Here is a 20,333-nt window from a genome sequence, read left to right as displayed (position 1 = left end):
TGAGTGAAGCTGAACATGTCTCATCTTGCCCGCTGTTCTCTTTTCCACCCCTTCGGTTTGTGCCAGTATGGTCCGTTGAGTTTTTTCGGTCTGGTTGAGCGTTGTCGGGAGCGAGTGTGAGCAGCAAAGTTGAGCAACTGCATCAGCAGTTAAAAGAACGTATTCTGGTTCTGGATGGGGGCATGGGCACCATGATCCAGAGCTATCGTCTGAGTGAGCAGGACTTCCGCGGCGAGCGTTTTGCCGACTGGCCGTGCGACCTGAAGGGCAACAACGACCTGCTGGTTCTCAGCAAGCCGGAAGTGATCACCGCCATCCACGATGCCTATTTTGCGGCCGGGGCGGATATCATTGAAACCAACACCTTTAACTCGACGACCATCGCGATGGCGGATTACCAGATGGAATCCCTGTCGGCGGAAATCAACTTTACGGCGGCGAAACTGGCCCGCGCCAGCGCTGATGCCTGGACCGCGCGCACGCCGGAAAAACCACGCTATGTGGCAGGCGTTCTCGGCCCGACTAACCGCACTGCGTCCATTTCTCCTGACGTCAATGACCCGGCCTTTCGCAACATCACCTTTGACGGGCTGGTGGAAGCCTATCGTGAATCCACCAAAGCGCTGGTGGAAGGCGGGGCGGATCTGATTCTGATTGAGACGGTGTTCGATACCCTCAACGCCAAAGCGGCGATCTTTGCGGTCAAAGAGGAGTTTGAAGCGCTGGGGGTCGATCTGCCGATTATGATCTCCGGCACCATCACCGACGCCTCCGGTCGCACGCTGTCCGGCCAGACCACCGAAGCCTTTTATAACTCGCTGCGCCACGCCGATGCGCTCACTTTCGGCCTCAACTGCGCTCTGGGGCCGGACGAACTGCGCCAGTACGTGCAGGAGCTGTCGCGTATCGCCGAATGCTACGTCACCGCCCACCCGAACGCCGGCCTGCCGAACGCCTTTGGTGAATACGATCTGGACGCCGACACGATGGCGACGCAAATTCGCGAATGGGCGGAGGCCGGCTTCCTGAATATTGTCGGCGGCTGCTGCGGCACCACGCCGGAACATATCGCCGCCATGAGCCGCGCGGTGGCCGGCCTGCCGCCGCGCCAGCTGCCGGAGATCCCCGTCGCCTGCCGTCTTTCCGGCCTTGAGCCGCTGAATATCGGCGATGACAGCCTGTTTGTGAACGTCGGCGAACGCACCAACGTTACCGGCTCGGCGAAATTCAAACGCCTGATTAAAGAAGAAAAATATAACGAAGCGCTGGATGTGGCGCGCCAGCAGGTGGAAAGCGGCGCACAGATTATCGATATCAATATGGATGAGGGGATGCTCGACGCCGAAGCGGCGATGACGCGTTTCCTCAACCTGATCGCCGGTGAGCCGGATATCGCCCGCGTGCCGATTATGATCGACTCCTCCAAATGGGAGGTTATCGAAAAGGGCCTGAAGTGTATTCAGGGCAAAGGCATCGTTAACTCCATCTCGATGAAAGAGGGCGTTGAGCCGTTTATCCAGCATGCGAAAAAGGTGCGCCGCTACGGGGCCGCCGTCGTGGTGATGGCCTTTGATGAAGTGGGCCAGGCCGATACCCGCGAACGTAAAATTGAAATTTGCCGCCGGGCGTACACCATTCTTACCGAAGAGGTGGGCTTCCCGCCGGAAGACATCATCTTCGACCCGAATATTTTCGCCGTGGCGACCGGAATTGAAGAGCACAACAACTATGCCCAGGACTTTATCGGCGCCTGTGAAGATATCAAACGCGAACTGCCGCACGCGCTGATCTCCGGCGGCGTCTCTAACGTGTCGTTCTCCTTCCGCGGTAACGACCCGGTGCGCGAGGCGATTCACGCAGTATTCCTCTACTACGCCATCCGTAACGGCATGGATATGGGTATCGTCAACGCTGGACAGCTGGCAATTTACGACGACCTTCCCGCCGAGCTGCGCGACGCGGTTGAAGATGTGATTCTGAACCGCCGCGATGATGGCACCGAACGCCTGCTGGATCTGGCGGAGAAATATCGCGGCAGCAAAACTGACGATACCGCCAACGCCCAGCAGGCGGAATGGCGCAGCTGGGACGTCAAAAAACGTCTCGAGTACTCGCTGGTTAAAGGCATTACCGAATTTATTGAGCTCGATACCGAAGAAGCCCGACAGCAGGCCGCGCGCCCGATCGAGGTTATCGAAGGACCGCTGATGGACGGTATGAACGTGGTTGGCGATCTGTTCGGTGAAGGGAAAATGTTCCTGCCTCAGGTGGTGAAATCCGCCCGCGTAATGAAGCAGGCGGTGGCCTACCTCGAACCCTATATTGAGGCCAGCAAAGAGAAAGGTTCCAGCAACGGCAAGATGGTCATCGCCACCGTGAAGGGTGACGTTCACGATATCGGCAAGAATATTGTCGGCGTCGTGCTGCAGTGTAATAACTATGAAATCGTCGATCTGGGCGTGATGGTGCCTGCGGATAAAATCCTGAAAACCGCCCGCGAGGTTAACGCCGACCTGATTGGCCTCTCCGGGCTGATTACGCCGTCGCTGGATGAGATGGTCAACGTGGCGAAGGAGATGGAGCGTCAGGGCTTTACTATTCCGCTGCTGATCGGTGGCGCAACCACCTCGAAAGCGCATACGGCAGTGAAAATCGAGCAGAACTACAGCGGCCCGACGGTCTACGTGCAGAACGCCTCGCGCACCGTCGGCGTGGTCGCCGCCCTGCTGTCCGATAGCCAGCGCGATGATTTTGTCGCCCGTACCCGCAAAGAGTACGAAACGGTGCGTATTCAGCACGGACGTAAAAAGCCGCGCACTCCCCCCGTCACGCTGGAAGCCGCGCGCGATAACGACCTGGCCTTTGACTGGGCAAGCTACACCCCGCCGGTGGCTCATCGTCTGGGCGTGCATGAGGTGGAAGCCAGTATTGAAACCCTGCGTAATTATATCGACTGGACGCCGTTCTTTATGACCTGGTCGCTGGCCGGTAAGTATCCGCGCATTCTGGAAGATGAAGTCGTGGGCGAAGAGGCACAGCGCCTGTTTAAAGACGCCAACGAACTGCTGGATAAGCTCAGTGCCGGGAAGGCCCTCAATCCACGCGGCGTCGTGGGGCTGTTCCCGGCTAACCGCGTCGGCGACGATATTGAAATCTATCGCGATGAAACCCGGACTCACGTGCTGACGGTGGGGCATCATCTGCGCCAGCAGACCGAGAAAGTCGGCTTTGCCAACTACTGCCTGGCGGATTTTGTCGCGCCGAAGCTGTCGGGGAAGGCGGACTATATCGGCGCCTTTGCGGTGACCGGCGGCCTTGAGGAAGACGCGCTGGCCGACGCCTGGGAGGCACAGCACGATGACTATAACAAGATTATGGTGAAGGCGATTGCCGACCGTCTGGCGGAAGCCTTCGCCGAGTATCTGCATGAGCGGGTGCGTAAGGTCTACTGGGGCTATGCGGCGAACGAAAACCTCAGCAACGAGGAGCTGATCCGCGAGAATTACCAGGGAATACGCCCGGCGCCGGGCTATCCCGCCTGTCCGGAGCACACCGAAAAGGCGACCATCTGGGAGCTGCTGGAGGTGGAAAAACGTACCGGCATGAAGCTGACGGAATCCTTTGCCATGTGGCCCGGCGCGTCGGTTTCCGGCTGGTACTTCAGCCATCCGGACAGTAAGTACTTCGCGGTAGCGCAAATTCAGCGCGATCAGGTGGAGGACTATGCGTTACGTAAGGGGATGAGCGTGGCGGAAGTGGAGCGCTGGCTGGCACCGAACCTCGGTTACGATGCCGACTGATCCACCAGCCGTTATCTTTCCTTACAACTAACAGGGCGCTCAACGAGCGCCCTGTCTCTTTATTGTGCATAAACCCTTATACTGAAGGGAGCTTGCGATCGTTGCCGTCGGATAGGCGAAGCGCTATCCGGCCTGTAACGGTTTATGAGTTTCTGGAACAAATAAATATAAGGAGAAGCTGATTCCGTGTTAACTCTGCTACACCTGTTGTCCGCCGTCGCTCTACTGGTGTGGGGCACCCATATTGTTCGTACCGGCGTGATGCGCGTCTACGGCGCTCGCCTGAGGAGTGTACTCAGCAGCAGCGTGGAGAAAAAACCGCTCGCCTTCTGCGCGGGGATCGGGGTTACCGCGCTGGTCCAGAGCAGCAACGCCACCACCATGCTGGTCACCTCTTTTGTCGCCCAGGATCTGGTGGCGTTAGCCCCTGCGCTGGTGATGGTGCTGGGCGCTGACGTTGGTACCGCGCTGATGGCGAGGGTGCTGACCTTCGACCTGTCCTGGCTTTCGCCGCTGCTGATTTTTATCGGCGTCATTTTCTTCCTTGGGCGCAAGCAAACGCGCGCGGGCCAGCTCGGGCGCGTGGGTATTGGCCTGGGCTTGATTCTGCTGGCGCTGGAGCTGATCGTTCAGGCGGTGCATCCCATCACCCAGGCTAACGGCGTGCAGGTGATTTTCGCCTCGTTGACCGGCGATATTATGCTGGATGCGCTGATCGGCGCGGTATTTGCCATCATCAGCTATTCAAGCCTGGCAGCGGTGCTGCTGACCGCTACGTTAACCGCCACCGGCGTGATTTCGTTCCCGGTGGCGCTGTGCCTGGTGATTGGCGCCAACCTCGGATCCGGGCTGCTGGCGATGCTAAACAACAGCGGCGCTAATGCCGCCGCGCGCCGCGTTGCGCTCGGCAGCCTGTTGTTTAAGCTGGTGGGTAGTCTGATTATCCTGCCGTTTGTCCATCTGTTGGCAAACGTTATGGATGAGCTCCCGCTGCAAAAATCCGAACTGGTTATCTATTTCCACGTCTTCTACAACCTGATCCGCTGTATCGCCATGGTGCCGTTCGCCGGGCCGATGGCTAACCTCTGTAAGCGACTGATTCGCGATGAGCCGGAGCTGGATGCACGACTGAAGCCAAAGCATCTTGATACTTCAGCGCTGGACACCCCGGCTCTGGCGCTGGCTAACGCCGCCCGCGAAACCCTGCGTATCGGCGATGCCATGGAGCAGATGCTGGAAAGCCTGCATAAAGTGATGCACGGTGAACCGCGTGAAGAGAAAGAGCTGCGGCGGCTGGCGGACGATATCAACGTACTTTACACCGCGATTAAGCTCTATCTGGCGCGGATGCCAAAAGAGGAGCTGGCCGATGAGGAATCCCGCCGCTGGGCGGAAATTATCGAAATGGCGCTCAACCTCGAGCAGGCTTCAGATATCGTTGAACGAATGGGCAGCGAAATCGCCGATAAATCGCTGGCCGCGCGGCGCGCGTTCTCCATGGAGGGGTTGAAAGAGCTGGATGCGCTCTACGATCAGCTGCTCAGCAATCTACAGCTAGCGATGTCGGTTTTCTTTTCCGGCGACGTACCGAGCGCCCGCCGCTTGCGCCGTAGCAAACACCGTTTTCGCATTATGAACCGTCGTTACTCGCATGCTCACGTTGATCGCCTGCATCAGCAAAACGTACAGAGTATCGAAACCAGTACGCTGCACCTGGCGCTGCTGGGCGATATGAAGCGTCTGAACTCGCTGTTCTGCTCGGTAGCCTATAGCGTGATGGAGCAGCCGGATGAGGACGATGAGCGCGATGATTATTAAGCGCTGACGCCGCCTTACATTCCCGGCTCGCGCTGCGCTTAGCCGGGCTACAGGTATACCGCGGTCTGCGGGGGGGGAGCCCGGACAGGCGCGCAGCGCCGCCTCCGGGACAAGGGCGGGGGGTCAGAAACGATGGCCTGCGTTCAGGGTTACCGCTTCCTCTCCGGCTCTGAAAACCAGCGTCGGATTCGGGCCGCCGAGAGTGGCGTGGCCCTGCGTCACCTGTATCCAGTTGCCTTCCGGCAGGCCGATAATCGTCAACTCTGGCGCAACCACCAGCAGCTCGCGAATCCGCTGTTCGCGAGTTTCCCCTTTGTGGCCTTCCGGCAGCGCGTTGGTGAAGTGCGGGTTAATTTGCAGCGGAAACAGCCCCAGTGCAGAAAAACCGTTAGGGTCGACAATCGGCATATCATTGGTGGTGCGAATTGTCGGGCAGGCAAGGTTAGCGCCCGCGCTCCAGCCGATATACAGCGCCCCGCGCTTCACTACATCCACCATCGGCGCCAGCAGGCCGCGGTCGCGACACTCTTTCAGCAGCTGAAAGGTATTGCCGCCGCCGACGATAACTATCTCCGCGTTCTCAATCGCCGAAACCGGGTCCGCGACGCTGTGAATACCGGTAACCGTAACGCCCATTGGGCTGAAGACGGCGGCGGTTTTCGCGGTGTAATCATCCCAGGTTTGCGTCACCCCGGCAAAAGGGATGAATACCGCGGAACGGCGGCCATTTAGCTGCCCGGCAATGGTCGGCAGCGCATGTTCCAGCCAGGCTTTGCCCGGCAGCGTTGAGTTACTCAATAGCAGCAGTTCCATAATTTCTCCATTTGACCAGATGATTATTCGGGCTGGGATGTTATCACAGGATATCTCACCGCTTGCTGACGTGGCTCACGCTGAGACGCGCTGAGCAAAGCGGAGCGGCGATTTTTGGCGCAGGGATTCTCCGAATTAATCTGGAAAGTACCTCGCAGAGTGACTCTACCGGGCGTGACAGGTTAGCGGGAACCGCTTAGTTTCACGTGATGATTCACAGGCAAGGGAAGGGCTGCGCTGCGCGCTGCAATCGACTTTCCGATCAATGGTTATTAGAGCGCCCTCCCTGGCGCTCTTCGTTTGCCCTTATCCTCTGGCAAAGGCCGCGGCTTCAGCGACCAGCGCCGCGTCCGGACGCACGCCGGTGTAGAGCGCAAACTGCTCCACCGCCTGCAGGGCAATCACCTCCGCGCCGCTGATAACGTGTTTGTCCCGCTTCTTCGCCAGTTTGATGAGCGGGGTTTCCGGCGGCAGAGCGACCACGTCAAATACCACGTCGGCCCGTTCCACCATCGTCGGGCTAAAGGCCAGGGTTTCGCTTTCCGCACCGCCCGCCATGCCGAGCGGCGTGACGTTAACCAGAATATCCGCCGCGATCCCTTCCGGCTTTGGCTGCCATTGAAAACCGTACTGCTTTGCCAGCACCAGTCCACGATCGCGATGGCGGGCGGCGATAATCACATCGCGGAAACCGGCATCGCGAAAGGCGGCGATGACCGCTTTGCCCATCCCGCCGCTGCCCTGGATCATCACTTTGGCAGAGGAGTCGAGCTGATGGCTGTCAATCAGGCTTTTCACCGCGATGTAGTCGGTATTCAACCCGGTTAGCCTGCCGTCGTCGTTGACGATGGTGTTGACCGAATCAATCGCCTTTGCCGAAGGGGCAAGCGCGTCAAGATACGCTATGCAGCTCTCTTTAAACGGCATTGAGACCGCGCAGCCGCGGATGCCCAATGCGCGGACGCCCTTCACCGCTGCGGCAATATCCTGGGTGGTAAAGGCTTTATAGATATAATTCAGCCCGAGTTTTTCATACAGATAGTTATGAAAGCGGGTACCAAAGTTGCCCGGGCGACCGGCCAGCGACATGCATAGCTGCGTATCGCGATTAATCATGAGCAATATCCTCCGCGTGGGCCAGCAGATACTCTTCCGCCTCTTTTGACCAGATACCGTGGTGACGTTCCATAATCGCCGCCAGCTGCGGGTCGCGAATGTCTCCCAGCGGCGTCAGCGGGAAGTTTTTCCCGGTATAAACCAGCTTCTTACCGCCGCCCACCGCCGGTAAATCCAGGGTGGTCTCGCCCGCCGCATTCAGCCCCAGAATATGGGTCACCACTTTTGCAGTCTGGACTTTTTTTGCCTGCATCAGCGCTACGGCGGCGCGCATATCGTCGGTATTGCCGCCGGAGGTGCCGACGTAGTGAGTGAAGGCGTAATGCACATCGTAAAAATTGATCGGCGCGCTGAACTGCTTATCCTGCGGGCCGGCAAAAAAGTTCAGGCAGCCGTCCGGGGCCAGCAGCGAGGATGCCAGAGTGATGAGCTGTTCGTTAGGGACGAAGACAAAAATATCGTCAAAACCGTGGCCGCCGGAGAGCGCCATCAACGTTTCGCGGCTGGCATCGTGCCCATCCAGATAGTGAATCAGCGTTTGCGGCTCGGAGGGATAGTGCTGGCGCGCATAGCTGAGTTTTGGCTTATTGGTGTCGGTGACCACCAGCAGCGCCGGGTTGATCGGGCCATGCAGCGCGTAGTCGATAGCCAGCAGACCCATCGGGCCCGTGCCGCCGAGGATCAGGGTGCGCCCCTGCGGGCGAATGCCCATCACATGGTTATAGCTGCCTTCCTGCAGATGATAGTTGGCGTTGAACGCGCCGATTACGCAGGAAAGCGGCTCCACCAGCGAACCTTCAAACCAGGTATCGCCTTCCCAGGTGAGCAGGCAATCCTGCGCCATCACCTCGTCAGGGATCACCACGTGGGTGGCTTCGCCGCCGATCCACGGGAAGGAATAACCGGGGCAGTCCGGGCGATCCGGTAGCTGCAGATTGGCCTGAATCACATAGCGCTGGCCAGCGTGAAACTTGTGCTGCCATTTTTTGCCGACGGCGATGATCTCTCCGCAGAACTCATGGCCGATGATGATCGGGTTAGTCGCCACATCGTCAGGCACCTTTTTGTGGTTCTCGCCCTGGTTCGCCTCTTTCCACGAAGAGAGGCACAGGCTGTCGGTGACCACCCGGGCGAGAATTTCATCATCCTGCATCGCCGGAAGTGCAAAGGTTTCCAGGCGCAGATCGCGTTTGCCGTACAGGCGCAGGGCTGTTGTTGTTTGCATGTTTACCACCTCACCCCCTTCATCTTTCGCATGACGGCTGTATTGGCTTCCTTCACGTCCCCGGATCACGCAGTGAATCCACGCTCCCAGGGATAAATTCAGTTGCCGCCTCGCCGTACTGCGCCATCTTTGGGGTTAACTTGTTGAAGTAGACCCGGCATCGCCGGGCGGAATAATCAGGACAGGAAGCCCAGTGCGTTACCGATAATCCCCAAACCGAAGAGGGCGAAAATCAGCCAGACCGGGTTCACTTTCTTATTGAGCAGGCGCACCATCAGCAGCGTCAGGCCCAGAGCCAGCAGGCCGGGGCAAAGCTGATCGAGGATGTTTTGTACGGTCATGGTGACGGTTGAGCCGTCGGCGCCCGGCGTTTGCGAGACCACCAGCGGGACGTTGATGGTGGTCCACTTGGTGACCAGCACGCCCATCACAAACAGGCCTAGAATGGAGGCGCCTTCGGTCAGTTTTTGCAGCAGGTTACCGCCCATATCGCTGACGATATTGACCCCTTTACGGAAGCCAAGCTGCAGTCCGTACCACTTCATCGCCAGACGAACCGCGTTGAAAATAAAGAAGAACAGCAGCGGACCAAGAATATTTCCGGAGAGCGCCAGCGAGGCGCCGAGGGCGGCGGTAATTGGCCGCAGCGTGCCCCATACCAGCGGGTCGCCCACGCCTGCCAGCGGCCCCATCAGGCCGACTTTGATCCCGTTGATGGCGCCATCGTCAATAGCGGCGCCGTTGGCCCGCGCTTCCTCCATCGCGACGGTCACGCCAATAACCGGCCCGCAGACTGCCGGAGTGGTATTGAAGAACACCAGATGGCGCTTCAGCGCGGCAACCTGATCCTCCTTCAGCGGGTAGAGGCGCTTGATGGCCGGGATCATGTCGTAGCAGAAACCAAGCCCGTGGATACGCTCGAAGTTGAATGACGCCTGCTGCAGGTTGGATCGCAGAAACATGCTCACCAGGTCGCCTTGGGTAATTTTTTTCTGTTCCATGTTGGGCTCCATCAGTCGTCAAGCTGGTCAAGGGCGGTGGAAGAGGGGGCGGCGGCCTGCGGTTCAGGTTTACGCCACTGCGGGTTGAGCTGGATATAAATCAGCGCGATGATGACCCCCACGCCGCCGAAAGCCAGCAGACTAAAGTCGAGATAGCCGCCCGCGAGGAAGCCGAGAAAGAAGAAAGGCATCAGATACTTCACGCCCATCATGCGCAGCACCATGGCGTAGCCGACCACCACGATAAAACCGCCGGCGATTTGCAGACCGCGGGTGACGAATTCCGGAATGGCGTTGAGCATATTGCTGACCATATCCGCGCTGACAAACAGAGAAACGATGAGTGCGGGAATGGCGACGCGCAGCGCCTGAACGCCCAGCGCCGACACGTGCAGCAGATCGATTGTTCTGAAGCGTGCCTCTTCCGCGGCCTTATCCGCCGCGTGCTGGAACACCACGGTAATGGTGCGGGCGAACACGGTGAGTACCTGGCCTGCGGCCGCGACCGGCAGCGCAATCGCTATTCCGGTAGCGATGCTTTGCTGGCCAACGATCACCAGGATGGCGGAAATAATGCTGGCTAACGCCGAATCCGGAGACTGCGCCGCGCCGACGTTCATCCAGCCGAGCGCGATGAGCTCCAGCGTCCCGCCGAGCATAATTCCGGTTTTTAAATCGCCGAGAATTAAGCCAATCACGGTACAGGCGATTAATGGACGGTGAGTCTGGAATTCATCCAGCACGCTGCCCATTCCGGCAATACAGGAAAAAATAAATATGGCTATTATTTGTAGGGTACTTATTTCCATAATTTGTCACCTCGAGGGTATAGAAATCCCTGCCTTTTACGGCATTTACACGATGTTCTTCAGGCTGCCTCTTTGTTGACTGCATTCTCTCGCCCCAGTCGCATAGTAATCTATGCTGCTGGTGACTTTCTCATTTGCCGCCGCGATGCAGCCAGAATGCCAGGGTGAAATAAAAGGCGCGTTTTATTATTCTGTAACGGACTGCTCTGCTATTTTATCGAGAATATTAACCGACGGATCTGAGGCTACGACGCGTAAATCAAGTTTAACCCCCAGCTTATCTAACTGCTGAAAGGTATTAATATCCGCTGCGTCTAATGACACCGCTTTGGTTAATTGTTTCTTACCCGGTCGCCAGGCCATACCGCCAATATTCAGGGTGGCTATTTTCACCCCCTGCTGCACCATAGTTAATACGTCCTGCGGATTAGTGAATAAATAAAAAACCGTTTCGTCCTGATATTGCGGGTTGTGATAAACGGCGACGGCTTTCTCGATATTCACCACATTGACCTTCATGCCCGGCGGCGCGGCCTGGCGAAGCAGCGTGCGGCGAACGTCGTCGTTATACACGTCGTCATTACAGATAATAATGCGCTGGGCGTTGGCCACTTTTGACCAAACGGTGGTGACCTGGCCGTGAATCAAACGGTCGTCAATGCGCGCGAGCGTAATGTTCATCAGAAATCCTCCTCAACGGTTTCCGGTTGCCGCCAGGTGACGCAGCACTGGCTGGCGATAAGTTCCAGGTGTTGGCACAGCGCTTCTGCATTCATCGTTTGCTGATTATCGACCAGCTCCAGAGCCAGCGGCAGCGACAGGCCGCTGATGACCCGGAGCTGCGGGTTGCGCATCGCTAGCCCGGCGGCGGCATTCCACGGGCTTCCGCACTGTAAATCGACGGCAATAAGCCACTCTTCGTCTTTGTGAGTACTTACCAACTTTTCAAGCTTACCGGCGATGTCGCCCGCGTTTTCACCCGGTACAAACTCCACGGCGCTGACGTTGACATCGCCGTAAACCATGCGCACCGAGTCGAGCATGGCGCAGGCCAGCTGGCCGTGGGCGCAGAAGATGACGTTAACCATTTTTCCCCCTTAGCCGCGCGTTTTTCCGCCCGCGATGTTAGTGGTGACTCCGGTGATATAGCTGGCGCGATCTGAGAGTAGATAGCAAACAAAATCAGCGACTTCGCTGAGCCGACCCGAACGACCAATCGGAATCGAATTTTTGCTATAGCCTTCGCGCAGCTGCTCGACGGTAATATTACGGGTCCAGGCCAGCGCCTGTTCGTACTCAGGCGTGCGCAGCCCGGTTTTTTCCAGAATGCCCGGCGCAACGCCCACGACACGAATACCGTGTTTACCTAACTCTTTCGACCATGAGCGGGTAAAGCTATTCAGCGCGGCTTTAGTCGCGGCGTAACAGCTCTGGCCTTCAGAGCCTTCGAGGCCGCTTTCCGACGAGACGTTAACAATCACGCCGCTGCGCTGTTTAACCATCTGGCGGGCTACCGCCTGTGACATCAGAAATACGCCTTTTTGATTGATATTGACCATTTTTTCGAATGCCGCTTCATTTAATTCATAGCGGCCGGACGGCGCTTTCTCATCGACTAATAAACGCGGGAAGTTGACGCCAGCGTTATTAACCAGTCCGTCAATACGGCCAAAACGCTGAATAATACTGTCGACGGTATTATTCACTTCGCTGGCGCTGGAAATATCTGTTGGCCAGAAACAATAATTTTCACCGAGCTGATGTTTATCGCCGCCGTGAATATCGCTCATCTGCACATTTGCGCCCTGGGCTAATAATTCATCGACAATCGCCAGGCCAATTCCTGATGCGCCACCGGTAACAATAATAATTTTATCTTTTAAGTTTAACCACGTATCCATTATCGACTCCTGTTTCTTCAGATAAAGGGATTCCCCGCAGCAGCGCTGCGTGAAATCATATCGTTGTAATTTACTTCAGTAGCGACTCGGCGGTTTCTCGATTCGTCACCAGACAGTTAATATAGTGTCCATTTAAGGCGCCAAGAATACCGGAGTATTTTTCCTCGCCCATGGCGATACCTACCGAATAACGCGCCTGCCTGAGTTTCGCCATCTCAATAGACAGCGTTTTCTCGCTCATGGCGGTTTCTACCAGCGCGCCATAAATATTGTAAAAGCGCGAGCAGATATCACCGGCGACCTGGCGGGCGTTGAGATCGTCGCTCTCTTCGCTGCCGTAAAACGCATGCCAGTTGGCGCCGTCGCGGATAGCCGGTGAACCGATCCCCACCAGCGCGACGTCCAGGTTATCCCAGTAAGATGCAATGGTTTTAAAGTGCTGGGATTGCATAATACCGTTGCGAATTAATTTGTTATCCAGCAGCGCCGGGAAATCGGCGAGATGCGATTCCGCTTTCAGCTTCGCCGCGGCGCCGTAGGTCAGCGTATTCACGTGGTAGCGGCTCTCCAGCTTGCCGGAGGGGCCGCCGATAATCGGGACGCAGATAACCTGACGGGACTGGCTGGCCTGCGGCAGATTCTCCACCAGCGCGCGTACCGCACACCCCCAGGAGAAACCGACGATATCGCCCGGCTCCAGCAGCCTGTCGACCAATTGTGCGCCATGCAGGCCGATAAGATTGAGCTGATCCTCCTCCAGCAGCGAGTCGCAGGCCGCCACCACCGCCTCCTTGAGGCCAAATTTTTGTTTCAGCTGCTGCTCAAGCCACAGATTTTCGTTGTAGTCATAGTTGATGGCGATAGTGACGATGCCCTGCTCGCGGCCGCGCTTCAGCAGACGGCTGATGGTGGTGCGGTATATCCCCAGCTCGCGGGCAATCTGCGCCTGGGTCATATCCTGCTCATAATAGAGCTGGGCGATTTTTACGATCAGACGAATATCGTCGCTGTTTTCCATCGTCACTGTCGGCTCCTGCACATTTGTGCAAATCAGATATTGGCGCTCACGATCTGATATAACCCCATCAGGCGCCCGCTTTAAAGAAATTTTCCTCTTTTTCATAGCAATCTTCTGACCGTTTCTGTTGCACATTTGCGTTGCTAATCGCCGGTTTCCGGCACATTTGTGCCGTAAGTGATAAGGGCCTGATTCTGCTTTATTTCGCCGGGCAAAGTTGCTGGGCTTTCTGAAGTACACTTTTGTGTTGAAAGGCGGGACAGATCACATTTAGCGTCAGGCGGCGAGCGCGCGATTCTTTTTTATCGCCTGCAAGGTAGGGTATATTTCGTTTTTAAACAGAAAGCATTCAAGTTTTATCAAGGCGGCAAGGGAGCGACGCCCGGCAGCATAGAAATCTATGTGACTGGGATCAGTGAGTGTAGCCATCGCAGAGACAACTTGAAGGATGAAGTGTTTCAGGAGAAGTTATGCTGCCCGACTCGTCAACCCGACTCAATAAATACATCAGCGAAAGCGGAATTTGCTCGCGCCGTGAAGCCGATCGCTTTATCGAACAAGGCAACGTTTTTATCAACGGCAAACGCGCCACTATTGGCGACCAGGTTAAAGCTGGCGACGTAGTCAAGGTCAATGGCCGGTTGATTGAGCCGCGCGAAGCGGATGATTTAGTACTGATTGCGCTGAATAAACCGGTTGGCATCGTCAGCACTACCGAAGACGGAGAGCGCGACAACATCGTTGATTTCGTAAACCACAGCAAACGCGTATTCCCAATCGGCCGTCTGGACAAAGACTCGCAGGGGCTCATCTTTCTGACCAACCATGGCGATCTGGTGAATAAAATCCTGCGCGCCGGTAACGACCATGAAAAAGAGTATCTGGTCACCGTTGATAAGCCGGTGACCGATGAGTTTATTCGCGGAATGGGCGCGGGCGTACCGATTCTCGGCACGGTAACGAAGAAGTGCAAAGTGAAAAAAGAAGCGCCTTTTGTGTTTCGCATTACCCTGGTTCAGGGGCTGAATCGCCAGATCCGCCGGATGTGCGAATATTTTGGCTATGAAGTGACGAAGCTTGAGCGGACGCGGATCATGAACGTCAGCCTGACGGGGATCCCGCTGGGAGAGTGGCGCGATCTGACCGACGATGAGCTGATCGATCTCTTCAAGCTGATTGAGAACTCGTCTTCAGAGGCGAAACCGAAGGCAAAGGCGAAGCCGAAAACGGCCGGCATTAAGCGCCCGGTAGTCGCGATGGAAAAAACCAGCGAGAAGTCTTCCCGTCCGGCGTCGAACGGCAAACGCTTTACTGCGCCTGGGCGTAAAAAGAAAGGGCGTTAGCGTCTGCCGCGCGTTGGCGTATTTGCCGACCAGGAAAATGAGGCCTCCGCATCCGGTTTGTAAGCCTGCTTTTTCTTGAGCTGGCGGGCTTTCTTAGCCTCGGCTTCGCGCTGGAGCATCAGTTTATCGATGTACTCTTTTTTCACGCTATTGGTCTCCGCGTTGGTCAGCGGACGGCCATGGGCGATGCGCGCGCGGTCGAGCAGGGTTTTCAGTTCGCGCTGTTCGCGCTCGGTCATCTCTTTTTGAGTGATGCGGGGGAGTGCCATAGTGGTGCCCTCAGTTAGCCTGTGGCTTCAGTGTACGGTAAAGGGGCGGACGTCTCACGGTAAATTGTTGTGCCTCGCAGAAAATCCCGGAGGCGGTGCTGCGCACCTGTCCGGGCTACAAAACCCGCAAGCTGCACGGACCGTAGCCCGGCTAAGCGCAGCGCAAGCCGGGAAAATTACGGGTTGTTAGCTCTCTTTTTCCGTTTGACGCGATTCATCCGCAATCGGCTTCCCTGACCAGTAACCGGCCAGCAGCGAGCCAGACAGGTTGTGCCAGACCGAGAACAGCGCCCCGGGCAGCGCGGCCAGCGGGCCAAAGTAGATTTTCCCCAGCGCGGCGGCAAGGCCGGAGTTCTGCATTCCCACCTCGATCGCCAGCGTGCGGCAGGTGGACTCGTCAAAGCCAAACAGTCGCCCGCCCCAGTAGCCGCCGAGCAGACCGATAGTGTTATGCAGGATAACGGCGATAATCACCACAAAACCAACGGAAGCGATATGCGACGCCGAGCCTGCCACCACGGCGCAGATAATCGCCAGAATGCAGACCATCGAAAAGGCCGGGAGAAACGGTTCCACCGCCTTCACCACTTTCGGCAGCAGATGATGCACCGCCAGCCCCAGTGCAATTGGGATCACCACAATTTGCAGAATGCTGAGCAGCATTCCCATCACATCTACCTGAATATGCGCATCCACGTACAGACGCGTCAGCAGCGGCGTCGCGACCACGCCGACCAGGGTGGATACCGAGGAGATGGTGACTGAGAGCGCAACATCGCCTTTTGCCAGAAAGATCATCACGTTGGATGCCGTACCGCTGGCGACGCTGCCCACCAGCACCATGCCGGCGGAAAGCTCCGGCGGCATGTGAAAAATCAGCGCCAGCAGCCAGGCGGCGAGCGGCATCACCAGGTAGTGGAGAAAAATTCCTGCGGCAACCGGCGCGGGGCGGGAAAGCACGCGCTTAAAGTCGTCGACTTTCAGATGCACGCCCATGCCGAACATAATCAGCATCAGCAGCGTCGGGACCCACGGGCCAACGGGAGTAAAAGTGGATGGCGTGTAATAAGCGATAACCGAGAGCAGCAGCGCCCATAATGGGAACAGCCGCGTAAGCGTGGCGAGCATGTTGTTTTCCTTGCACATAAGTTGTGTTTGCTTGTTATTGACCGGCCGGGATCGAGCCCGGCCATAGCTATTGTTTATCGTGCTAAGAAATATTATTCAAACAAATTATGCTCATGTTCCGCTGCGGATAAGCTCCCAGCTGAGTCCGAAGCGCGCTAAATACTTGCGCAGGCGGTCAGCATCGTTAGGATTGGCCTTTTTCTGACGGGAGACGGCGAACAGCTCGCGTCCGGCTTCGGAGAGCGAAGCGCTGCGCTGGCAGACCTCCAGCACCGTTTCCAGCTGCCGGCGATCGAAGAGATCGATTTCCATTGCTATGTCAGGAGAAGACGTCGTCAGCTGCCAGCTCTCTTTCAGCAGCATAATCTCCTCTTCCGCAACGGCCTGCGTAATGCGCCCCTGCTCGGCCAGCGTCGCCATACGCGCCACGGATGAGCTGAGTTCGCGAAAATTGCCGCGCCACTGCGCCTGCGGCGAGCAGGCAAAGGCCAGATAGCGCTCGCGGGCCTCTTTATCAAAGCGGATCTGCGTCTGCCGTTCGCTGGCCAGTCGCCGTAGTTCATACTCCACGTTTGGCGCAATATCTTCCCGCCGCTGCGCCAGGCCGGGGAGGGCAAAGCGCCACATATTGATGCGCGCATAAAGATCTTCGCGAAAGCGTCCTTCCGCCACCCACTGCTGCATATCGCGATGCGTTCCGGCGATTAGCTGAAAGTCGCTGTGCGCCTCGTTGTCCGAACCAAACGGGAAAAAGGTTTTTTCTTCAATGGCCTTCAGCAGCATGGCCTGCTCGTCCAGCCCCAGCTCGGCGATTTCATCAAGAAACAGCACGCCGCCGTCGGCTTCGCGTAATAGTCCGGCGCGCGGCGCGACCGCGCCGGTAAACGCGCCTTTGACATGGCCAAACAGCGTAGACATTGCGTTATCGCCGCGCAGGGTGGCGCAGTTAACCGCCATAAATTTTCCCGCCACTAAATGACGCGACTGGCGCAGCTGATAAATACGTCTGGCGAGAAAGGACTTACCGGCGCCCGTTGGGCCAGTAAGCAGGATCGGATCGGTCGATCGGATCGCCACGCGCTCAATTCGATCGATAAGCTTGTTGAACGTCGCATTGCGCGTCTCTATCCCGGCTTTCAGGAAAGAGACCGACTGCTGCTGCTCGCGCTGAAAGCGGCTGGTGAGCGCGGCATAGCGGTTTAAGTCCAGATCGATAACCGAGTAAATACCGGCAGCGATGGCTTCATCCGGTGAGCCTTTCGGCGCAGGACCGGTCTGCAGCAGATTGGCGGGAAGATAGCGCGCCTCCGTCAGCAGGAACCAGCAGATTTGCGCCACGTGAGTCCCGGTAGTGATATGCACCAGATACTCTTCGTTTTCGGTATCAAAGCTGTAGCGGCTGGCGAAGTCGAGAAACGCCGCGTAGACCTCTTCAAAATCCCACGGATCGTTTATCTCGACCCTATGCGGGCGTACTTCGGTTTGCGGCGAAAGCAGGGCGATATCTTCGATCAGCTTTTGCGCCAGGCTTTCATCGTGCGGCTGGTGGATGAGCTCCAGCCTGTCGACAGGAAAATCGGCCTGCTGGCATAGCCCAACGGTGGGCCGCCATTTTTTTAAACGATTAGCCCGCTTGCCGCGTTTATCCAGTACCGTTCCGAGAACGCCAATCACCACCCGACGCTTGTTCATTATTTATCTCATAAGATAACTATCGATACTAAAAGATAAAAAATTCTCCCGAGCCGGGCAACGGCAAAAACCGAGTTAAAAAATAAATCACTTTTAATCAATGAGATAAAAATTTATTTCGTCACTTTTTCGTCCTGGCACGCATCTGGCAATAACCCTTTCGTTATTTCGCTGAATTCGCAGGGGGTTAAACCCCGCCGGCACGTCAGAAACGGTACTGACCGTCTTTCGGGCGCGTTCCGTCAGCCGATAACCACCAATGGGTTCGATTCCCGATTTCACTCCAATGAAAACTGGTTTGTTAATCATAGAGATACACGGGGTTTTGCGCAGTCAGCACTCCCCACAGCAGGCCGCCGGTAAAGGCGCCGTGCCGCAGGCAAAAGGGAGTTCCCCTGCGACTTCGCCCCTGCACCCGCGCCTGCTTTTTATAAGGAATAAAAAATGGCTAAAAAAATCACTATACGGAAAGGCCAACTGGGACTTCTCTCTCGTCAGGGAGATTACTATCAGATTCTGGAAGCGGGCGAGTATCGCCTGCCGTGGTTCAACGTTCCTGAAGTGCTAATCGTTAACAGGGACGGCAGCGAAGTGCCGGAGGCGCTGGCCGAGTATTTACGGCGCTTTCAGGCGGAATGGATCGAACAGTACTGCCTGGCGGCGGACCTGACGGATAACGAGGCCGGAGCGCTCTATAACAACGGCGTGCTGCAGGAAATTCTGCCGCCAGCGACGCGTCGACTTTACTGGGCCGCCGGTGACGAGATGCAGCTGCTACGTCTGGATACCCGGCAGGTTGAGGTCCCCGAGGCGATCATGAACGCGGTGCTGCAGCCGAGACGTCACGGGACGGTAAAAGGTCGCGAAGCGATCCTGACCGTATCGGTGCCAGCCTGGCACGTCGGGGTATTGAAAGTCGATGGTGAGACGCAGTCGCTGCTGCCGCCGGGCCTGAGCGCCTACTGGAAGATCAATCACCTGGTGGAAGCTGAAGTGGTCGATACCCGCCTGCAGGTGCTGGAAGTCGGCGGTCAGGAGATTCTGACCAAAGATAAAGTGAATCTGCGTTTAAATCTGGCGGCGAACTGGCGCTACAGCGATGTGTTGCGGGCTTTTGGACAGCTGACGAAGCCGCTGGATCATCTGTATCGCGAACTGCAGTTTGCGCTGCGTGAAGCCGTCGGAACGCGAACGCTGGATGAACTACTGGAAGATAAGCACATCATTGATGAGGTGGTGAGCGCGCAGGTAACCGAGCGCATGGCGGCATTTGGTATCGAAGTCGCCTCGCTGGGCGTGAAAGATATTGTTTTGCCCGGCGACATGAAAGCTATTCTGTCGCAGCTGGTGGAGGCGGAGAAATCGGCGCAGGCGAACGTGATCCGCCGGCGTGAAGAGACCGCGGCGACGCGTTCGCTGCTCAACACCGCGAAAGTGATGGAAAACAACCCGGTCGCGCTGCGCTTAAAAGAGCTGGAAACGCTGGAAAGGGTGGCGGAGCGTATCGATAAAATCTCGGTCTTTGGCGGCCTGGACCAGGTGCTGCATGGACTGGTCAATCTAAAAGGATAAACAACATGACGTATAACGGTGTGGATGCCGCCATGCGCCATAAGGTGCGGCGGCAGTTACAGGAGGTGGAGCAGCGCTACGGCGTCAGGGTGCTCTACGCCTGCGAGTCCGGCAGCCGGGGCTGGGGCTTTGCTTCGCCGGACAGCGATTATGATGTGCGGTTTCTCTATGTTCATCCCCCTGAGTGGTACCTGCGGGTGGATGCGCCGCGCGATGTTATCGAGCTGCCCATCGACGCTGAGCTGGACGTCTGCGGTTGGGAGTGGCGTAAGGCGCTGGGTCTGCTGAAAGGGGCAAATCCGACGCTGATCGAATGGCTGGACTCGCCGGTGGTGTATCAGCAGGATGATGCGACGGTTCAGGCGCTTAAGCGGCTGATACCGGAGTGGTTTTCTCCGGTACGCGCCCGCTGGCATTACTACTCGATGGCCAGAAAGAATTTTCGCGGCTATCTGCAGGGTGAACAGGTGCGGTTGAAAAAGTACTTTTACGTGCTGCGTCCGCTACTGGCCGTCCGCTGGGTTGAGGCGGGAAAAGGGGCGCCGCCGATGCGCTTTGCTGAACTGCTGGCGGGAAGCTGTCTGGAAGCGGGCCTGCGTCAGGAAATCGACGAGCTGCTGGCGCGTAAACAGCGCGCCGGCGAGGCCGAATATGGTCCGCGGCGGCCATTACTGCATGCGTTTATTCAGTCCGAGCTGCTCAGAGGCGCGAGCCCGCCAGCGCTGCCTGAGAGCCGGAGCGGTGACATCAGGGAGTTGGACAGATTGCTAATGACCACGGTGATGGGAAACTAAAAATGGCCCGGCAGAAATGGCGGGCCATTTTTAT

The 20,333-nt window shown here is 57.0% G+C and carries 17 protein-coding genes; 5 read left to right on the top strand and 12 right to left on the bottom strand.

The genetic code is table 11. From position 1 onward, the window contains the following. The first annotated feature begins 116 nt into the window (after positions 1-116). On the top strand, positions 117-3,800 hold the full coding sequence (gene metH, locus ABLV12_RS13790) for a methionine synthase (RefSeq protein ID WP_004117169.1): 3,684 nt from the start codon (positions 117-119) through the stop codon (positions 3,798-3,800). A gap of 186 nt (positions 3,801-3,986) precedes the next feature. Continuing rightward, positions 3,987-5,618: a Na/Pi cotransporter family protein gene (locus tag ABLV12_RS13785; protein WP_004109645.1), complete on the top strand. Its 1,632-nt coding sequence runs from the start codon at positions 3,987-3,989 to the stop codon at positions 5,616-5,618. 123 nt (positions 5,619-5,741) lie between these two features. Here the strand turns inward: ABLV12_RS13785 and pepE are convergent, their stop codons facing one another. From pepE to ABLV12_RS13740, 9 genes are all read right to left on the bottom strand, one after another. Next, the gene (pepE, locus tag ABLV12_RS13780) at positions 5,742-6,431 is read right to left on the bottom strand and encodes a dipeptidase PepE (RefSeq protein WP_004117180.1); all 690 of its coding nucleotides are present in this window, start codon (positions 6,429-6,431) and stop codon (positions 5,742-5,744) included. A gap of 306 nt (positions 6,432-6,737) precedes the next feature. Next, a complete protein-coding gene (locus tag ABLV12_RS13775) occupies positions 6,738-7,547 on the bottom strand; it encodes a shikimate 5-dehydrogenase (protein ID WP_004109640.1) in 810 nt (269 codons plus the stop codon). Continuing rightward, positions 7,540-8,772, bottom strand: coding sequence for an L-sorbose 1-phosphate reductase (sorE, locus tag ABLV12_RS13770; protein ID WP_049127837.1), 1,233 nt, complete (start codon positions 8,770-8,772; stop codon positions 7,540-7,542). Before sorE ends, ABLV12_RS13775 begins: the two co-directional genes overlap by 8 nt. Positions 8,773-8,948: 176 nt before the next feature. Then, entirely contained in the window at positions 8,949-9,773 is an 825-nt protein-coding gene (locus ABLV12_RS13765; RefSeq protein WP_004117183.1) for a PTS system mannose/fructose/sorbose family transporter subunit IID, read from the bottom strand. 11 nt (positions 9,774-9,784) lie between these two features. Next, complete coding sequence (locus ABLV12_RS13760; RefSeq protein WP_004109631.1) at positions 9,785-10,582, bottom strand: PTS mannose/fructose/sorbose transporter subunit IIC; 798 nt, start codon at positions 10,580-10,582, stop codon at positions 9,785-9,787. Positions 10,583-10,768: 186 nt separating this feature from the next. After that, on the bottom strand, positions 10,769-11,263 hold the full coding sequence (locus tag ABLV12_RS13755; protein WP_004109627.1) for a mannose/fructose/sorbose PTS transporter subunit IIB: 495 nt from the start codon (positions 11,261-11,263) through the stop codon (positions 10,769-10,771). Beyond that, positions 11,263-11,670 carry a mannose/fructose/sorbose PTS transporter subunit IIA gene (locus tag ABLV12_RS13750; RefSeq protein WP_004109623.1) on the bottom strand — a complete coding sequence of 136 codons (408 nt, stop codon included), beginning with the start codon at positions 11,668-11,670 and terminating at the stop codon, positions 11,263-11,265. The genes ABLV12_RS13755 and ABLV12_RS13750 overlap by 1 nt, the downstream gene beginning before the upstream one ends. 9 nt (positions 11,671-11,679) lie before the next feature. Further along, positions 11,680-12,483 (bottom strand): SDR family oxidoreductase, encoded by an 804-nt coding sequence (locus ABLV12_RS13745; RefSeq protein WP_004109619.1) that lies wholly within the window; start codon positions 12,481-12,483, stop codon positions 11,680-11,682. Positions 12,484-12,553: 70 nt separating this feature from the next. Continuing rightward, positions 12,554-13,501, bottom strand: a complete 948-nt coding sequence (locus tag ABLV12_RS13740; protein ID WP_348867109.1) for a sugar-binding transcriptional regulator — start codon at positions 13,499-13,501, stop codon at positions 12,554-12,556. 470 nt (positions 13,502-13,971) lie between these two features. On the opposite strand from ABLV12_RS13740, the gene rluF reads away from it, so the two are divergent. Further along, positions 13,972-14,844: a 23S rRNA pseudouridine(2604) synthase RluF gene (gene rluF, locus ABLV12_RS13735; RefSeq protein WP_017145134.1), complete on the top strand. Its 873-nt coding sequence runs from the start codon at positions 13,972-13,974 to the stop codon at positions 14,842-14,844. Here the strand turns inward: rluF and ABLV12_RS13730 are convergent. The 3 genes from ABLV12_RS13730 to rtcR all read right to left on the bottom strand — a co-directional run bounded on the left by ABLV12_RS13730 (position 14,841) and on the right by rtcR (position 17,933). Continuing rightward, the gene (locus ABLV12_RS13730) at positions 14,841-15,113 is read right to left on the bottom strand and encodes a DUF3811 domain-containing protein (RefSeq protein ID WP_004109613.1); all 273 of its coding nucleotides are present in this window, start codon (positions 15,111-15,113) and stop codon (positions 14,841-14,843) included. The genes rluF and ABLV12_RS13730 overlap by 4 nt on opposite strands. Before the next feature lie 186 nt (positions 15,114-15,299). Further along, on the bottom strand, positions 15,300-16,241 hold the full coding sequence (gene panS, locus ABLV12_RS13725) for a ketopantoate/pantoate/pantothenate transporter PanS (protein ID WP_004117193.1): 942 nt from the start codon (positions 16,239-16,241) through the stop codon (positions 15,300-15,302). Positions 16,242-16,352: 111 nt separating this feature from the next. Continuing rightward, a complete protein-coding gene (gene rtcR / locus ABLV12_RS13720) occupies positions 16,353-17,933 on the bottom strand; it encodes an RNA repair transcriptional activator RtcR (RefSeq protein ID WP_023329119.1) in 1,581 nt (526 codons plus the stop codon). Positions 17,934-18,377: 444 nt separating this feature from the next. On the opposite strand from rtcR, the gene ABLV12_RS13715 reads away from it, so the two are divergent. Beyond that, positions 18,378-19,505, top strand: a complete 1,128-nt coding sequence (locus ABLV12_RS13715) for a slipin family protein (RefSeq protein ID WP_004117199.1) — start codon at positions 18,378-18,380, stop codon at positions 19,503-19,505. A 5-nt stretch (positions 19,506-19,510) separates the two neighbouring features. After that, positions 19,511-20,299, top strand: coding sequence for a nucleotidyltransferase domain-containing protein (locus tag ABLV12_RS13710; RefSeq protein ID WP_325906011.1), 789 nt, complete (start codon positions 19,511-19,513; stop codon positions 20,297-20,299). The last annotated feature ends 34 nt before the right edge of the window (positions 20,300-20,333 follow it).

The organism is Klebsiella sp. CN_Kp100, from assembly GCF_040065315.1.
Lineage (GTDB): Bacteria > Pseudomonadota > Gammaproteobacteria > Enterobacterales > Enterobacteriaceae > Klebsiella > Klebsiella oxytoca.
Note: the sequence above shows the minus strand (reverse complement) of the source record. Positions and strands in the feature narration are given on the sequence as shown.

Excerpts from the sequence above, each read along its gene's own strand:
- pepE (WP_004117180.1), bottom strand. The coding sequence starts at position 6,431 with ATGGAACTGCTGCTATTGAGTAACTCAACGCTGCCGGGCAAAGCCTGG.
- ABLV12_RS13775 (WP_004109640.1), bottom strand. The coding sequence starts at position 7,547 with ATGATTAATCGCGATACGCAGCTATGCATGTCGCTGGCCGGTCGCCCG.
- sorE (WP_049127837.1), bottom strand. The coding sequence starts at position 8,772 with ATGCAAACAACAACAGCCCTGCGCCTGTACGGCAAACGCGATCTGCGC.
- ABLV12_RS13765 (WP_004117183.1), bottom strand. The coding sequence starts at position 9,773 with ATGGAACAGAAAAAAATTACCCAAGGCGACCTGGTGAGCATGTTTCTG.
- ABLV12_RS13760 (WP_004109631.1), bottom strand. The coding sequence starts at position 10,582 with ATGGAAATAAGTACCCTACAAATAATAGCCATATTTATTTTTTCCTGT.
- ABLV12_RS13755 (WP_004109627.1), bottom strand. The coding sequence starts at position 11,263 with ATGAACATTACGCTCGCGCGCATTGACGACCGTTTGATTCACGGCCAG.
- ABLV12_RS13750 (WP_004109623.1), bottom strand. The coding sequence starts at position 11,670 with ATGGTTAACGTCATCTTCTGCGCCCACGGCCAGCTGGCCTGCGCCATG.
- ABLV12_RS13745 (WP_004109619.1), bottom strand. The coding sequence starts at position 12,483 with ATGGATACGTGGTTAAACTTAAAAGATAAAATTATTATTGTTACCGGT.
- ABLV12_RS13740 (WP_348867109.1), bottom strand. The coding sequence starts at position 13,501 with ATGGAAAACAGCGACGATATTCGTCTGATCGTAAAAATCGCCCAGCTC.
- rluF (WP_017145134.1), top strand. The coding sequence starts at position 13,972 with ATGCTGCCCGACTCGTCAACCCGACTCAATAAATACATCAGCGAAAGC.
- ABLV12_RS13730 (WP_004109613.1), bottom strand. The coding sequence starts at position 15,113 with ATGGCACTCCCCCGCATCACTCAAAAAGAGATGACCGAGCGCGAACAG.
- panS (WP_004117193.1), bottom strand. The coding sequence starts at position 16,241 with ATGCTCGCCACGCTTACGCGGCTGTTCCCATTATGGGCGCTGCTGCTC.
- rtcR (WP_023329119.1), bottom strand. The coding sequence starts at position 17,933 with ATGAACAAGCGTCGGGTGGTGATTGGCGTTCTCGGAACGGTACTGGAT.
- ABLV12_RS13715 (WP_004117199.1), top strand. The coding sequence starts at position 18,378 with ATGGCTAAAAAAATCACTATACGGAAAGGCCAACTGGGACTTCTCTCT.
- ABLV12_RS13710 (WP_325906011.1), top strand. The coding sequence starts at position 19,511 with ATGACGTATAACGGTGTGGATGCCGCCATGCGCCATAAGGTGCGGCGG.